The organism is Pantoea sp. USMM079, assembly GCF_037153115.1.
In the GTDB taxonomy this organism is placed as follows: domain Bacteria; phylum Pseudomonadota; class Gammaproteobacteria; order Enterobacterales; family Enterobacteriaceae; genus Pantoea; species Pantoea communis.
Window position 1 is genome coordinate 111,859 of sequence record NZ_JBBCKX010000011.1, and the last position, 14,424, is coordinate 126,282.

Below are 14,424 nucleotides of genomic sequence, written 5' to 3' on the forward strand. Positions count from 1 at the left end.
TTCGCCTCGCTATTTTGCCTGTGACATTTCCAGCAGCGCCTCTTCCATTGATGCACCAAACATTTGTCCGTGGGACAGTCCCGGATAAAGTTGATAGCGTGCGGCTGTGCCGTTCTCTGCCATACCTTCGATAGTGGTGCGCACCGCGCGCAATACTTCAGGTTCCGCCGTGTTGCTATCGCTGCGGCGATCGCCATTCCCTTCCATCAAAGTGATCTGCTTATTACTGGCTTTGCGGGTCTGCATCTCACTCAACAGAGAGTTAAATCCCTGGCCGACCGATGGACTGGCAGCGAAATAGCGCGTAAACAGCTGAGAAGAGAGATAGCTGTCGAGTACAAACAATCCGCCGTAAGAGTGGCCCCACAGCGCGCGTTGTTGATGATCGACATGCACACCTTTCTCCGCTGCGGGCAAAATACGTTGCTCTAGCAAGGTGCGGAATGCGCTGCTGCCGCCGCCCTTGCGACCGCGACTAAAAGTGTATCCTGCATCGCCATGCTCTTTGTCAGGCGGGGTGTAATCGTAAGTTCGCGCGTTTACCTCAAACGGCAAAGTGGTTTGATACCCGACCACCACCAGAACCGGAGGGTTGCCTGCCGAGAGTTTTTGCAGCAGCGGATCGGTCAGCCTGTCCATTACCGCATTGCCATCCAGCATCGTGATCAACGGGTAGCCAGATGGCGGAGGCGCTTTATCTGGCACCGCAGTCCAAACTTTGTAATGCCGCTGGCCATCAGCCGAGTCATATTCACTGATGGAGAAGTGGTAATAAGCGGAGCCTTTGTCGGCGATATTCGGGCCGAGTGGCGTCATATTCGGGCGTGCAAAAACGCTGGTGGTGACACTGCTGAGCAACAACAGCAGTAGGCCAATGGGACGGTTTATTGCTGAAAATCTATAAAGCATTGAAATCCCGATACTCTGGTTGATAGGTGCACATCATGATGCACCCCAAAATCAAGCGGCCATCACATCCGATAGCCGCTGGTTCACATCAGAAATGCATCCCCAGTTCCATATAGTAGGTGCGTCCTGATTCGTTGTAAGTGTTTGCGCCCGCGCCCCAAAGATAGGCGCCGGTGGTGGCATTGCCGGTGCTCTGCGCATTACCCTCACGGAAGTGGCGTTTATCAAACAGGTTATCGATACCGGCGGTGACATCCAGATACTTCGTCACGTTATAAGTCGCACTCATGCCCACCAGAGCGTAGGGCGCCACCTGGCGGGTTTCGCTGCCCGATGTCGCTTCCCCTTTATAGTTCAGCTTCTTCGGTTTCTGACGGCCATACCAGGTTAACGTTCCCTGCACTGAGAGATCATTGGTGGCCTGCCAGTCCAGCGTTGAGTTAATGGTGTACTTCGGAATGATCGACAGATAATCGCCGGTGGTTTTATTTTCGTTATCAATGATGTAGGTGAAGTTATTGTTCATTTTCACCGAGTCAGTGATCGGGAAGTTCAGCGTGCCCTCGAGCCCCTGAACCACGGCTTTTGGCACGTTCTCCCACTTGTACACATCCGACGTGCCGTTGTTATAAACCGGGCTATAGCCACCCTCGATTTTGTCGTGATAGTCATTGCGATACCAGGTCAGTCCGGCCTGAATATCGTCATGGTGATACTCAATGCCAATCTCTTTGTTGACGCTGGTTTCAGCTTTTAAATCACTATTACCCTGCAAATAGCAGTAACCGGAACTGGCATAGCACCCCTGGCCTTTACTGAACAGCAGATAGTTGGGGTTGGTTTGATAGAGATTCGGGGCTTTCCAGGCGCGTGCGATGCCCAACTTCAGCGTGAAGTCGTCACCCAGATCCTGCGAGAGGTTGAGCGCCGGGCTCCAGTTGCTGCCGCTGATGCTTTGATGATTGAAGCGGATGCCGGGCGTCAGGCGAGTGGAATCAGTTAGCTCGATGTTATCTTCGGCGTATACGCCATAGATATCCGCCGAGCTATACAGGCTGCGTCCATCGCTGGTGATGCCGTTGACCGTACCACCAGCAGTGGTGGTTTCGGTATTTGACGCCGGATCTTTCATCGCCTGATGATTGAATTCCGCCCCGAGGGTCAATGTCTGATTCACCCATGCTTCCAGCGGGATATTCACCTCAGAATGCAGATTGGTGTCATACAGCGAGATGGTGGAGAAACCTTCATTCGATGGGCTGAAAATTCCGGCTATGCCGCCCGACAGGCCTTCATTGAGACGGGTATTGCGCGTTTTTTCAAACTGCACATAGTTATTGGTGGTGACACCGCTATCCCACGCGCCGGTGTATTTCAAACTCAATGTCTGGCGATAGAGCACATTGGTCTCTTTGCCGTAATATTTCTGCACCAGCGCGTTGGTATTGGTGTTCTGCGTATCCCCGGCGTACAAATTGCCCTGACGGCTAAAGCCGGCATCCAGTTCCAATGCCTGGCGCGGCATAAATTCCCAGCGCAGGGCAGAGTGGATATCTTTGTTTATCGAACCTTCACGGCCCGAAGGATAACTGCCGGCATAGGAACCAATACGCGGTGTGGTATGGCTCTCGTTAATATCCTGCGCGTCAGCCTGGGTTTTACTCCAGTTGCCGTACAGGCGCAAGGTGAGGTTATCGGCCAGTGCGCCGCTCAGGCTGGCGTTATAGCGCTTTGTGGCGCCTTCATCTTTGTGTTCCGGCGCATTGAAGTAGGTATTGAAATTGCCATGCCACTCGTCAGTGGTGGGCTTGGTGATGATATTGACCACACCCCCCATCGCACCATTACCGTAGAGTGCCGCCGCCGGGCCGCGAATCACTTCAATGCGGTCGATCATCTCGGGTGGCACCCAGTTGGTATCACCGCGCGTGTCACGCTCATCGCTCCAGCCATAGCGTACTGAATTGCGACTGCTGACCGGCATGCCGTCGATCAATATCAATGTATTTTCCGGGCCCATGCCACGAATGTCGATTTGGCGGTTATTGCCGCGCTGGCCGCTATTGGAGTTCCCGGTGAGATTGACGCCGGGCTGAGTGCGAATAATCTCGGCCACATCGCGCTGGATAGGGTGTTTCTTAATGGCTTCGCTATCGATGGTGGAGACGCCCGGCGCCTGAAGAGTTTGTTCTCTGGCTGTCACCACCAGGGTGTTTTCAGCACTGCTTTTCTTATCGGAAATTGTCAGTGGTTTCTGCGGTGGGTTTTCTGCGGTTTGGCTGTCTTGTTTCGTGTTGTCATCGGCCTGAACCGCTGGAATCTGTAATGCTGCTGCAATAACGACACTGAGCAGCGAGCGAGCATAGATATGCTTTGCCATGATATTCAACCACTTCCTTGTAGGAGTAAAAAAGAGAAAATACCTTAGTGAGAATGATTCTTAATTTCAATGGCGGTGTGGGTTTTCGATACTATCTAGCGCAATCGATTTAAATACCGGAATAATTTTTAAAGTTGAATGCTCTCAATAATGCAAAATTCTTATTAATTTCGATCATTACAATCTTTGACGACAAGTCTAAATCTATAAAGGAATCTGAACGAATGCCGATAACCTTCAGGAATAGTTCACAAGAAGGATTATTTTGATGCTAAATGGGATTGGCAACAGCGTTCTACGCAACCTGATTTCTGCGGGTTCAAGCGTAACTACCACCGCAAACAGCAAGGCAGCACAAAGCCACTTACAGGCTGAAGCGTCCACCAAAGTGACCTTCAGTGAAGCAAGCGAGGCCATTGCCGCCATCTATAAAATTGTGCCAGCACAGGTACAGAGCAGCGGCACGATCGGCAGCAATTTACAGGCGCAAATCAACGCGGCAGCGCAGTCGGGCGGCGTTGGTATGAACGGTATCGGCAGTAGTTTGCTCAAGGGCCTGGTGCAGAGTGGTGACAATGTCACGTTAAGCGTGCCCGCAACCTCATCAGCCAACGGCACCAGCAACAGTCAGAGCGCGGTGGCGCTCACTGTGACCACACAATCGGGGATAGAAGTGAGTCTGCAAATGACGCGCCAGCAGGGTGGACTGGTGGTGGAGCTGAATACCAGCGGGGGTAAACTCAACCGCGATGAAGCCGCAGCCATCAGTCAGCTCTCCGACGGTTTGCAAAAAGCGCTGGACGGTTTGGACGCAGGGACAACGCAGCTAGATATCAGCGACTTGATGAAGTTTGATACCTCGCAGCTGAAAAGTGTCGATTTGAAGACCGATCTGCGTAATGGCGACAATGTGACGCAGTCCCTCAACCTTCACGCAGATGATAAAGAGCGCTGGCTCGGTTTTCACAACGGGGATGTCAGTATCAAGCTCGATACGGATGTGTCAAAGCTGACTCAGGCAGGCAGCGCCGAACAGCAGGCCGCCGCACTCGATCAGTGGTCTGCCAAAATGGATCAGGCCGCAACGCGTGGGCACGGCGATCGCGACATGCTGAATCTCTTCAAAGCCAGCTTCCGGGCGCTGAATACTACGCAAGGACAGGCAAGCCACAGCGTGAATACCCAGCGAGTGATCTCCATTGATGCTAATGCCGCTAAAAACGGTGCCATTAGTGGATTGGCCGATTTTTCCGCCAGCTATCAGCAGACGCCGCGCTCTAATAATCCTTATAAACCGGATGAGCAGGACACTTTCTCTTTAGAGGTCGCGCAGCAAACCCGCTCGCAACAGCACACTGATACCCAGGATTTGACACAGGATACGCTGTTCAAACTCAAAGCCAGTTTCCACACCGCACTGGATTCAGACGGGGCAGCGAAACTGACGGCACTTAAGTCATCTCAAAATTACCGCTATCATCTGATTGACGATGAAGAGCGCAGCCAGACCGTGGTTTCCCAGAACAAAAAAGGTGAGCTGGCTGCGCAGACCACGCAGCAACTCACTCAGCATGAGACGGTGAAAAGCTATCAGCAAGCCAAGCTCATCGATAGCGTGGAGATCCCGCACAGCGAGAAAAATGTCTCTTCACAGAATTACGCCCGCGCACTGTTTGAGCCCGAAAATTAAACAGGATCCCCCGTACAATCCTGATACGGGGACACTGGCCCGCTGAAAAACCTGCACGTCATTATGGCCGCGCTCGCGGTAGCAGGCGGCCTTCAGGCCGCCCACCTCAGCGAATCTGTAATTCTGCCAGCGCCGCCAACAGTGCATCGACTTTCGGCAACAGCTGCTTGCGGCGTGGCCATATCAGCGTCAGAGCCAATCCATCGGGCTGTTGCTCCGGCAAGATAATCTCCAGTTCACCGCGCGCCAGTGGCTCGCGCACCAGCCAGGAGGGCATCTGCGCCACGCCTAATCCGCCACACAGCGCCTGCACTTGTGCATCCACGTCACCCAGTGCCATCCGGTGTGGCACATTGCGCCAGTGCGGATGCCCATCGGCAGTAGTAAACAGCCAGGGCTTGCTGCTGCCATCCACGCGTTCATACATGATGGCCTGATGTTGCAATAGTTCGCTTTCATTGTGAGGACGTCCATGGCGCGCCAGATAATCGGGTGCAGCGCAAAACACCATACGCTCGCGGCCCATCTGTCGGCAGCCGAGTGAAGCGGGTACATCCGGCGATCCGCCAATGCGCACCGCGACATCGATCCCCTCATCAAACAGATCGATAAAACGATCCGAGAAGGTGAGATTGAGTTCCAGCTCGGGATGTTGCTGACAAAATGGAATCAGCAGCGGCATGACGCCAAGGCGGCCATAGGTATTCGGCACCGCCACGCGCAATCGCCCCGAGGGAATGGTGCGCTGCGCCGCCAGCACCGCTTCGGCTTCGGCCAGCTCCTCCATAATGCGCAGGCAGGTTTGGTAGTAGGCGTTGCCTGCATCGGTGAGCTTCAGACTGCGCGTGGTGCGCTCCAGCAAACGTGAACCAAGACGAGTCTCCAGCCGTGTGACGCTTTTACTGACTGCGGAACCGGTCAGGTGCAAACGTTCCGCCGCCGCTGCGAAACTGCCACTCTCAACACTGGCTACAAAGGGCACAATGTCTTTAAGGCGTTGATCGTGCATCTATTCGTGAATCCAGGTTGTGAATGATGTGAATTAAAGCCAGAGATAGGAATTGAATTCTCTATTAGGCTAATGATTACCGAAACCGAGGAGAATTGAAATGCAAAAGCAGGCGTTAATTGTCGGCATTAGCGGCGTGATTGGGCGTGCGCTGGCGGAAAAACTGCAAAGTGAAGGATGGCTGGTGACTGGATTATCTCGTGGACGCGGCGCGATCCCTGAAGGTTGCCGCAGTCTGACCGCAGATCTGACCGATGCTGATGCGGTCAGCACTGCACTGCAACAAGAGAAGCCTGATGCGGTGTTCTTTAGCGTCTGGGCGCGTCAGGAGAACGAAAAAGAGAACATTCGCGTGAACGGCGGCATGGTGCGTAATGTGATTGAAGCGCTGGGTGAGCGCCTGAACGGTGCGCACGTGGCGCTGGTGACCGGGCTGAAACACTATCTGGGGCCATTTGAGGCGTATGGCAAAGGTGCTGTGCCGGTGACGCCGTTCCGTGAAGAACAGGGACGCCAGCCGGTCGATAACTTCTACTATGCGCAGGAAGATGAAATCTTTGCCGGTGCCGAGCAATATGGCTATCGCTGGAGCGTGCATCGCCCGCACACCATCATCGGTTATGCAGTGGGCAACGCCATGAATATGGGGCAGACGCTGGCGGTGTATGCCACGCTGTGTCGCGAGAAAGGCTGGCCATTTATCTTCCCCGGCTCGCCGGAACAGTGGAACGGTATTGCTGATGTGACTGACGCCGGTTTGCTGGCGGAGCAGCTGCTGTGGGCAGCGACAGCGGATGAAGCAGCCAATCAGGACTTCAACGCGGTCAACGGCGATGTATTCCGTTGGAACTGGCTGTGGCCGCGACTGGCCGCTTACTTTAACGTTGAGCCCGCCGCGTATCCTGTACAGATGATGCCGTTAGAAGGACGCATGCAGCAGGCCGCTGACGCATGGCGTGAAATTGCCGCGCGCGAACAACTGCAAGAGGCGGACGTTAATAAGCTGGCATCGTGGTGGCACACCGATGCGGACCTTGGGCGTCCGATGGAAGCGTTCACCGACATGAGCAAAAGCCGCAAAGCGGGATTCACCGGATACCGTTCAACGCTGGATTCGTTTATTGCGCTTTTTGATCGGCTGAAAGCGGAGAAGGTGATTCCGCAGTAACTTTATTCATCGCGCTCGGTTTTCCAGGTGCGCATCAACGCGCACCTTCATCAACAACAACTCATACTATTTTGAGGCTGCAATATCTGACATTAGGTATACGAGCCCTTTAGCGCAACAAACCTTCCCTGTCTTCCCGTTCCCGTATTTTACGCATAACAGGCCGGACGTCGTTACTCAGGTATTCCATAGTGGTGAGAAACACCATGCGTTGCTTATCAAAATTTTTGCGATAAAACATAAAACGTAGGCCGGGAGCGAGGACCAGTAACTCGACGCCTGATTCCATAAGCTCTTCAATATTCGATTCTGTGGTGTCGCGGGTGAATAGCCAGCTTAATTGGCGTTTATCAATCGCCTTCTGCACTGCGGCGATATATTTGTCTTCGCGAAAATAGGCCAACAATCCGCCACCTATTCCGAATCCCGGTGTTCTGAACAATGTTGGACTGGGCATGTAGATAAATACGATGTTTTTCATCGGCGATTAATCCTTAATCTTGATGGGTGAACATGGTAGCAGAAGCCTAATGAAGGTCTCTTTACGCTAAACTGGCGCTATCTTGTTGATATCATGTGATGATAACATGAGAATGATTCTCAACAACAGGAGGTTGTTATGTTTAAGGTCATTCCCATCGTTCTCACTCTGGCATTAGCAGGTTGCACCACTTCATCCGCCAATAAAGCGCATCCCAAAGCCCTGCGAATGGATAAGCCTGAATATCCTTTTTATGCTGCAAAGAATCATATCGAAGGAAAGGTGCAATTTTTTTATGATGTCGATGCGCAAGGGAAGGTCAGTGAAATGCGCATTGTGCAATCCACACCCGACCATCTGTTTGATGACGCGGTTATAAGAGCGGTGAACAAGTGGCGATTTGAAAAAGGCCATCCCGCTAAAAATATTCCAATGAAAGTGGTGATGCGCGTGAGTCCTCCGCCCAATATCAGTGATTCGATGTTGTGATGGGTGAGTGATCTTAGAGTGCCTAAGGTGTGGTGAGAAAAGCATACTGATTTCGAACCGTGTCTGCCCTGAAATGAAGTGACAGCCATCCTGCGATGGCTGTTTGTATGCCGCATCTAAACCTGGGTCAATCCACCATCAACGCAGATCTCAGCGCCCGCGATATAACTACTCTCATCACTGGCAAGGAACAACGCAGCATTCGCCACCTCTTCCGGTTGTGCCATTCTGCCGAGGGGGATGGCGCTGGTGAGTCCATTTCGAACCTGTTCTGAAGCTGCTGCCATCATTTCAGTATCCACAGGGCCGGGTGCGACCACATTGACGCGGATACCGCGTGCGGCGAGTTCACGGGTCCAGGTGCGGGCAAAGGAGCGCAGAGCGGCTTTGCTGGCAGAGTAAACACCATAGCCTTCCGTGCCAATCACATCCGCAATCGAGCCAATCAACACCACGCTCGCGCCAGGTTTCAGCAGGGGCAATGCAGCTTGTAAGGCAAAGAGCGGCGAGCGCACGTTAAGTCCGAAAATCTGCTCGTAGTGAGACTCACTGATCTCGTCTAACCGAGCGTATTCCGACATACCCGCATTGATCACCAACACATCCAAATGGCCTGACGTGCTTTTGATGGTGTCCATAATACCGGCCAGCTCTTCGTTCTGACTGACATCGGCGCGTAACGGTTTAGCAATGCCGGATATCTTGCGGCTGGCCGTGGCTAATTCCTCTTCACGACGGGAGGTGAACCAGGTGGTTGCTCCTTCGCTGGCGAAACGCTGGCTGATCGCCAAACCGATACCTTTTGCGCCGCCCAGTACCACGGCAACTTTGTTTTCTAATCTGCTCATCTGCAATGCTCCTTTAAGAGTGGAACCCAGATGATATAAAAACTATACTTGATATCAATTACGCACTTAGTTTATATCAGATATATATGGGTATATCGCCATGAATGAGAAAACTGACAAGCCTTTGATTGATATCGGTAAAACCCGACCTGTTTTGGAAAACATCACTAATAAATGGTCGATATTAATTCTCACCGTGCTTTGCACACAGCCCTCAAGGTTCAATGAGATTCGTCGCAGACTGGATGGGATTACGCATAAGGCACTGGCGGATGCGCTCAAACGTCTGGAGCGCAATGGTCTTGTGAACCGTAAAGTGCTACCAACTTCGCCGGTAAGCGTGGAATACAGCATCACACCTTTATCGCAGACGCTGCAGCAGCCCTTTATGGCCCTGGCGAGTTGGGCGATGGAGTACGGTCCGGTGATGGAACAAGCACAGGCCGCTTACGACATTGCTCGAAATGAAGAAAAGAAGGTGACTGAAGAAGCCTAAGGGTTGGGTTTTAATTACAGGAACACAGAAAGACGGGCAGCGCGATATTTTACATTCCATGCGCTGCCGTTCTGATCACCTTTATTTGTACCTGTTTATATAACAGGGACGGATAATTCTGAGACTTTTTCTTTACCCTCAGCAATCAAAATAATCCCCTGCAAGGATTCATCAGGATGAACACTCCATATTTTACTTTCGGGGATGCAAATGCCGTCATAACGTATTTTGGTGCCATCGTAGGGATAAAATTTACCTTCGTTTGTATCTAAAACAAAAACCTGCAACAGACGAGACTTTTGCGCAATGTGTTTCCAAAGTGCTTTTCCGCCTTCATAGTGGTGATGATCACTCATCAGCGTGATATGTTGATGCACCACCAAGGTTTCATACATGCGGGTTGCCAGACCAAAACCTTGCATGATCTCTTGTACAACAACCCCTTCAACCTGCAGCGCGGCAGCATCTTGCCAGAATGACTTTACGCTGAGCCCATCAAAATTTTCAACGCGAATCAGTTCCAACGTAGCAATGACGCGATGGCGTAAATCGTTCTCAATTAATGCTGGACCAGCATCGACGACTGCTGAAAAAGGTGTTTTTCGATCATAGATAATCCAGTAAGTAGAACTACCCATTTCAAACTCATCAATAATCTCAAAACGTCGTTGTAATGTATTGGGGCTGTATGACATTGGCATTATGGCCATATTTGAATCCCCCTTGTTAAGCACTGGCATGTGTATTCCTTCACTTGATTGCCTCTCTCCATTAATTAACTTAACACATCAAAGGATAGTGATGAGGTAGATTTAATGAGAGCCAGACTCCTGTTTTCTATTTTAAGAGGGAGAATGACATCCTTTTATCACCTCAACCTAATCTTACCCAGCGGCGACCAAGCAGCACTGTCAGAACAATAATCACCGCAATCGCGGCCAGATGCATGACAAAATCCATGGCGTGCAGATGCACCGGATGGCAAAACGCCAGCATGGTGACGGCCATGCAGGATATGCCCAGTCCGGCCATCGCCAGGCTGCGTACCGGATGGAGTGCACGTGTCTTGCGTAAACTGGCAATCATCAGCACCATCATTGGTGTGCTCACCACTAACAGGAAGGTAAAACAGCGCGTGCTGTCATTATCATGTGCCTCCACTGCGGCGTGCGGGATACTGCTCAGGCTCAGGCCCAACCACAATAAACCCAGCGGCAGCAGCACTTTCCAACTGACACTGCGGCGACCAGGGATGCTCATGTTGAACGCATTACGAATCGCGAACAAGCCGAGCACAAACGCCAGCGCCAACTGGATGAGCGCGCGCATCGCACCGGGTTGTGACCAATCGGTTAACGTACGCTGGACCAGAAAACTGGCGACGATGCCGCAGGGCAGTGCCAGTAGCAGCCACACTAAGACACGCCAATAAGTCGGCCGCGTTGGTTGAACGGGCTGCATGTCGCGGCTGAGTTTTTCGATTAACAGGTCATGGTTATTCATGGTGTGCTCCAAAGCGACGCAGATTACTCAGCGCGCGATGCAGCAGCGACTTCACCGCTGCCACACTTAAATTGTTATGTTCTGCCGCTTCCGTCAGGCTCATTTCGCGCAAGTGAACATGCTCGACAATCTCGCGCTGGCGCGAGGGAAGCTGGCGCAGATAGCCAGCCACTTCCTCTTGTGTATCCAGCGATGGTGCCTCTGGCGCAATGGCAGCTTCAGTTAGCGTTTCTTCATGGACTTCCCATTGCTGATGGCGTCCGCGTCGCCGCAGGGCATCCACGGCACGAGCGGAGATGATGGCCATCAGCCAGGGTAAAAACGGGTAGGCAGGATCATAGGTGTGACGCACCCGATGCACTGTTAACAGCACATCCTGAATCACATCTTCCACTAATGCCTGGTCGGTGAGTTGTTGGCGTATTTGCCCGCGTATCACCGGCACTAGCGCTTTGAGCAGTCGGGTGTAGGCGAGTTGATCGCCCGCCTGCGCCTGTTCCATTAGCGCGGGCCAACTTTCGCGCGCGCTATCACTTGCTTGCATAATCCGCCTTGAAACAATTACGCCTTGGTGCTGGCCGCTTGCAGCGCATTCAACACAATGCTCGGTGTCAGCACTTGCGGTAGCACTTTTGGCGGCCCGCCATCGGCGGGGTAAACCAGATACATCGGCAGTCCGCCCTGACCAAACTCGCTCATGGCGTCATCGACATCGGGATTAAACTTGGTGGAGTCCGCCACCATATACACCGTACCGGTTTTTGCCAACGCGTCTTTCACTGCCTGCGTCGAAAGGGAGGTTTTTTCATTCACCTGACAGGTAATACACCATGAGGCTGTGAAATCGACAAAGATGGCTTTACCGTGTCCACGTTGAGAGGCGACGGCTTGCGGTGTCCACTTCTCTTTAGTGAGCTGGCTGGCTACCTGGTCACCTGCCAGCGCTGCGCCCGGTTGAATTAACTGCGGCAGTGGGGCCAGCACGGCGATAACCAATACGGCGGTCACGGCGAACAGCACTTTATGGCCTTTACCGGCAAAGCGGCGATGTTGCGCCATCCCATATAGCCAGCCCGCGAATGCTACTACCACTGAGGCTGCTAACAGTGTAGCCAATGCCGCGCTGCCTGCCTGTTGCGCGAGCACCCACACCAGCCAGGCATAAGCGCCAAACATCGGGAAGGCTAAACCGCGCTTCAGTACATCCATCCATGCGCCTGGACGAGGCAAGAATCTCGCCAGCTGAGGGAAAAGAGAAATCAGTGTGAAAGGCGCTGCGAAACCGAGTGCCAGGGCGAAGAAGATCACCAGCGCCACAGCAGGGGGTTGCACCAGGGCATAGCCAATCGCACTAGCCATAAACGGAGCCGCACAAGGGGTGGCAACCAAAATCGCCAATACGCCAGTGAGTGCAGAACGTAAGAAGGCGCCGCGATTGATTTCAACGGATCCTACACGTTGTACCGACAGGCCCACTTCAAATACGCCGAGCAGATTGAGCGCAGCGGCAAGGATCACCAGTGACAACAATGCAATCACCAGGGGGGACTGTAACTGGAATCCCCAGCCCACGGCGGCACCGCCTGCACGCGCGGCCAGCAAAATACCCGCTAGCGCCATCATGGTAACGATCACGCCCAGTAAAAAGCCTAAACCTTCACGACGCGCGTTGGCGGCATTATCAGTGTGGCGCAGCAGGCCGAGCGCTTTCAGGGAGATGACCGGAAAGACGCAGGGCATTAAGTTCAGAATGATGCCGCCAATAAAGGCGGCCAGCATGGCGGTTAACATCGCTGGCCTCTTTGCTTAGTTAGTTTGCGGATGTGCAGCGTCGTACTGCTTCACGGCGGCGAGGGCTTTCTCGATGTGCGTATCCGGGTTTCTATCAGTGTAACTCAGCAGGATGTCGCCATTAGGCGCAATCACATAAGAGGTGCGATCGGAAAGGGTTTTGCCTTTCATCTGCATGGTGGTTTGATACTGAGCGGCCACTTTAGCACCTGGGTCGGCGGCAACAGCGAATTTGTCACGGCACTCCAGTTTAGAGAAATCGCTCACCTGATCGGTATTGCCTGCAGTCACACCAATAACTGTGGCGTGCATTTTGGTGAAGTTGTCGGTGGCTTCGGCGAAGTCATGCGCTTCAATCGTACAGCCCGCACTGAATGCGGCCGGGAAGAAATACAGCACCACTGGCCCTTTTTGCAGCGCTTTTTGCAGCGAGAAGGTCAATGGTTTGCCGGCTAATGCACCTTGCAGTTCAAAATTTGGTGCTTTTGCGCCAACCGGCAGCGCGGCGCTGGCGTTAAAAGCGGTGGCAGAGAGGCCCAATGCGGCGGTGATGCTCAGAGTACAAACGAGGGTTTTAAACGATTTCATTATCTGCTCCTGCGATGTAAGGGAGGTCCGGTTTTAGTGACTCAATACATCAGTTCGCTGGAGGGGGCGGAAAGGTTTCGGTGCCAGTAAAAAAAAGTTAAATTAGCGACGCAATGTGACTCATGGAAAAAGAGGCTAAGAGAGATGAATCGGAATTATTTCAGTAAAATCATTTTGTTAATTGGGTTATCTTGCTCGGCCACCTCGCTGGCGGCACCTGTCATTGATAGCGATGTGGCTTCCCTGATCAATCAACGCCTGTCCTATATGAAGGATGTGGCCGGATATAAAGCCGCCAATCATCTTGCGATTGAAGATCTGCCGCAAGAAGAAAAAGTGCTGGCCAGTGCTGTGCAGCAAGCCGAAAAGCTGGGCTTAGCGGGCGAGTCTGTGAAACCCTTTGTGCAGGCTCAGATGGATGCAGCAAAAGCGATTCAATATCGCTATCGCGCAGATTGGCTCTCCACACCTGATCAAGGTTGGCAGCCTTTGCCGCTGGATCAGGTCAGAAGCAAAATTAATGTGCTGAGCGCCAGCATTCTGAGCGGTATCCGTGCGCAGTTAGCGCAGGGCAAACCCTTCACCGATAAAGCCGCCTTTCTGCACACGCTTGATCAAGCGAATCTGGAACAGGGTGATAAAACGCGGCTGTGGGAAGCCCTGCAGAAAATTAGTCTGAAGAAGTAACGGTTATTCATAAGAGGCGTAATAAGATTACGCCTCCCTAATAAGTCGTTTACCTTTAAGACTGCAATATTATCCACGATATCCCCACCTGGGGATAAAATTCAGATGACCAACGATCCACTCCGCCACCTTTTCCTTATAACCCCAACTGAACTCCCTATGTCCTGCTCAAGAATCCCCTCTGCTATAACTGCTGCGAGTTGATAACGCGTAGGAAAAGTTTTTCATGGATATTCGTAAAATTAAGAAACTGATCGAACTGGTTGAAGAGTCCGGCATCTCCGAGCTGGAAATCTCTGAAGGCGAAGAGTCAGTTCGTATCAGCCGTTCACCTGCGAACGCTGGCTATCCGGTCATGCAACAGGCTTATGCTGCGCCAGTGATG

The 14,424-nt window shown here is 52.5% G+C and carries 15 protein-coding genes and 1 pseudogene; 6 read left to right on the forward strand and 10 right to left on the reverse strand.

Annotated features, from left to right (window positions below):
- Nucleotides 1–9: 9 nt before the first annotated feature.
- Nucleotides 10–909, reverse strand: coding sequence for an alpha/beta hydrolase (locus WFP70_RS16025; RefSeq protein WP_160867147.1), 900 nt, complete (start codon nucleotides 907–909; stop codon nucleotides 10–12).
- Between the two features lie 88 nt (nucleotides 910–997).
- Nucleotides 998–3,289, reverse strand: a complete 2,292-nt coding sequence (locus WFP70_RS16030) for a TonB-dependent siderophore receptor (protein ID WP_160867148.1) — start codon at nucleotides 3,287–3,289, stop codon at nucleotides 998–1,000.
- 268 nt (nucleotides 3,290–3,557) lie between these two features.
- On the opposite strand from WFP70_RS16030, the gene WFP70_RS16035 reads away from it, so the two are divergent.
- Nucleotides 3,558–4,979 (forward strand): hypothetical protein, encoded by a 1,422-nt coding sequence (locus WFP70_RS16035; RefSeq protein ID WP_337023818.1) that lies wholly within the window; start codon nucleotides 3,558–3,560, stop codon nucleotides 4,977–4,979.
- 106 nt (nucleotides 4,980–5,085) lie between these two features.
- Here the strand turns inward: WFP70_RS16035 and WFP70_RS16040 are convergent, their stop codons facing one another.
- Nucleotides 5,086–5,988, reverse strand: coding sequence for a LysR family transcriptional regulator (locus WFP70_RS16040; RefSeq protein WP_337023819.1), 903 nt, complete (start codon nucleotides 5,986–5,988; stop codon nucleotides 5,086–5,088).
- Nucleotides 5,989–6,088: 100 nt separating this feature from the next.
- On the opposite strand from WFP70_RS16040, the gene WFP70_RS16045 reads away from it, so the two are divergent.
- On the forward strand, nucleotides 6,089–7,156 hold the full coding sequence (locus tag WFP70_RS16045) for an SDR family oxidoreductase (RefSeq protein ID WP_337023820.1): 1,068 nt from the start codon (nucleotides 6,089–6,091) through the stop codon (nucleotides 7,154–7,156).
- 109 nt (nucleotides 7,157–7,265) lie between these two features.
- On the opposite strand, the gene WFP70_RS16050 is transcribed toward WFP70_RS16045, so the two are convergent.
- Nucleotides 7,266–7,637: a hypothetical protein gene (locus tag WFP70_RS16050; RefSeq protein ID WP_337023821.1), complete on the reverse strand. Its 372-nt coding sequence runs from the start codon at nucleotides 7,635–7,637 to the stop codon at nucleotides 7,266–7,268.
- Between the two features lie 138 nt (nucleotides 7,638–7,775).
- Between WFP70_RS16050 and WFP70_RS16055 the strand changes: the two genes are divergently transcribed.
- The gene (locus tag WFP70_RS16055) at nucleotides 7,776–8,126 is read left to right on the forward strand and encodes a TonB family protein (protein WP_337023822.1); all 351 of its coding nucleotides are present in this window, start codon (nucleotides 7,776–7,778) and stop codon (nucleotides 8,124–8,126) included.
- 116 nt (nucleotides 8,127–8,242) lie between these two features.
- Here the strand turns inward: WFP70_RS16055 and WFP70_RS16060 are convergent, their stop codons facing one another.
- Complete coding sequence (locus WFP70_RS16060) at nucleotides 8,243–8,974, reverse strand: SDR family NAD(P)-dependent oxidoreductase (protein WP_337023823.1); 732 nt, start codon at nucleotides 8,972–8,974, stop codon at nucleotides 8,243–8,245.
- A gap of 100 nt (nucleotides 8,975–9,074) precedes the next feature.
- Here WFP70_RS16060 and WFP70_RS16065 point away from each other — a divergent pair, with 100 nt between their 5' ends.
- Entirely contained in the window at nucleotides 9,075–9,470 is a 396-nt protein-coding gene (locus WFP70_RS16065) for a winged helix-turn-helix transcriptional regulator (protein ID WP_337023824.1), read from the forward strand.
- Between the two features lie 95 nt (nucleotides 9,471–9,565).
- Here the strand turns inward: WFP70_RS16065 and WFP70_RS16070 are convergent, their stop codons facing one another.
- The 5 genes from WFP70_RS16070 to WFP70_RS16090 form a co-directional block, all read right to left on the reverse strand.
- A complete protein-coding gene (locus WFP70_RS16070) occupies nucleotides 9,566–10,210 on the reverse strand; it encodes a hypothetical protein (RefSeq protein WP_337023825.1) in 645 nt (214 codons plus the stop codon).
- 133 nt (nucleotides 10,211–10,343) lie between these two features.
- The gene (locus WFP70_RS16075) at nucleotides 10,344–10,973 is read right to left on the reverse strand and encodes an NrsF family protein (RefSeq protein ID WP_337023826.1); all 630 of its coding nucleotides are present in this window, start codon (nucleotides 10,971–10,973) and stop codon (nucleotides 10,344–10,346) included.
- Nucleotides 10,966–11,517: a sigma-70 family RNA polymerase sigma factor gene (locus WFP70_RS16080; protein ID WP_337023827.1), complete on the reverse strand. Its 552-nt coding sequence runs from the start codon at nucleotides 11,515–11,517 to the stop codon at nucleotides 10,966–10,968. Before WFP70_RS16080 ends, WFP70_RS16075 begins: the two co-directional genes overlap by 8 nt.
- Nucleotides 11,518–11,534: 17 nt before the next feature.
- Nucleotides 11,535–12,764, reverse strand: a complete 1,230-nt coding sequence (locus WFP70_RS16085) for a protein-disulfide reductase DsbD family protein (protein ID WP_337023828.1) — start codon at nucleotides 12,762–12,764, stop codon at nucleotides 11,535–11,537.
- A gap of 15 nt (nucleotides 12,765–12,779) precedes the next feature.
- Entirely contained in the window at nucleotides 12,780–13,352 is a 573-nt protein-coding gene (locus WFP70_RS16090) for a peroxiredoxin (protein WP_058960236.1), read from the reverse strand.
- Between the two features lie 144 nt (nucleotides 13,353–13,496).
- Here WFP70_RS16090 and WFP70_RS16095 point away from each other — a divergent pair, with 144 nt between their 5' ends.
- Together WFP70_RS16095 and WFP70_RS16100 are read left to right on the forward strand one after the other, a co-directional pair.
- The gene (locus tag WFP70_RS16095) at nucleotides 13,497–14,039 is read left to right on the forward strand and encodes a chorismate mutase (protein WP_337023829.1); all 543 of its coding nucleotides are present in this window, start codon (nucleotides 13,497–13,499) and stop codon (nucleotides 14,037–14,039) included.
- Between the two features lie 226 nt (nucleotides 14,040–14,265).
- Nucleotides 14,266–14,424: pseudogene (locus tag WFP70_RS16100) on the forward strand (acetyl-CoA carboxylase biotin carboxyl carrier protein); the annotation flags it as partial.

Excerpts from the sequence above, each read along its gene's own strand:
- WFP70_RS16095 (WP_337023829.1), top strand. The coding sequence starts at position 13,497 with ATGAATCGGAATTATTTCAGTAAAATCATTTTGTTAATTGGGTTATCT.
- WFP70_RS16025 (WP_160867147.1), bottom strand. The coding sequence starts at position 909 with ATGCTTTATAGATTTTCAGCAATAAACCGTCCCATTGGCCTACTGCTG.
- WFP70_RS16080 (WP_337023827.1), bottom strand. The coding sequence starts at position 11,517 with ATGCAAGCAAGTGATAGCGCGCGCGAAAGTTGGCCCGCGCTAATGGAA.
- WFP70_RS16040 (WP_337023819.1), bottom strand. The coding sequence starts at position 5,988 with ATGCACGATCAACGCCTTAAAGACATTGTGCCCTTTGTAGCCAGTGTT.
- WFP70_RS16085 (WP_337023828.1), bottom strand. The coding sequence starts at position 12,764 with ATGTTAACCGCCATGCTGGCCGCCTTTATTGGCGGCATCATTCTGAAC.
- WFP70_RS16045 (WP_337023820.1), top strand. The coding sequence starts at position 6,089 with ATGCAAAAGCAGGCGTTAATTGTCGGCATTAGCGGCGTGATTGGGCGT.
- WFP70_RS16060 (WP_337023823.1), bottom strand. The coding sequence starts at position 8,974 with ATGAGCAGATTAGAAAACAAAGTTGCCGTGGTACTGGGCGGCGCAAAA.
- WFP70_RS16030 (WP_160867148.1), bottom strand. The coding sequence starts at position 3,289 with ATGGCAAAGCATATCTATGCTCGCTCGCTGCTCAGTGTCGTTATTGCA.
- WFP70_RS16035 (WP_337023818.1), top strand. The coding sequence starts at position 3,558 with ATGCTAAATGGGATTGGCAACAGCGTTCTACGCAACCTGATTTCTGCG.
- WFP70_RS16070 (WP_337023825.1), bottom strand. The coding sequence starts at position 10,210 with ATGCCAGTGCTTAACAAGGGGGATTCAAATATGGCCATAATGCCAATG.
- WFP70_RS16075 (WP_337023826.1), bottom strand. The coding sequence starts at position 10,973 with ATGAATAACCATGACCTGTTAATCGAAAAACTCAGCCGCGACATGCAG.
- WFP70_RS16065 (WP_337023824.1), top strand. The coding sequence starts at position 9,075 with ATGAATGAGAAAACTGACAAGCCTTTGATTGATATCGGTAAAACCCGA.
- WFP70_RS16055 (WP_337023822.1), top strand. The coding sequence starts at position 7,776 with ATGTTTAAGGTCATTCCCATCGTTCTCACTCTGGCATTAGCAGGTTGC.
- WFP70_RS16090 (WP_058960236.1), bottom strand. The coding sequence starts at position 13,352 with ATGAAATCGTTTAAAACCCTCGTTTGTACTCTGAGCATCACCGCCGCA.
- WFP70_RS16050 (WP_337023821.1), bottom strand. The coding sequence starts at position 7,637 with ATGAAAAACATCGTATTTATCTACATGCCCAGTCCAACATTGTTCAGA.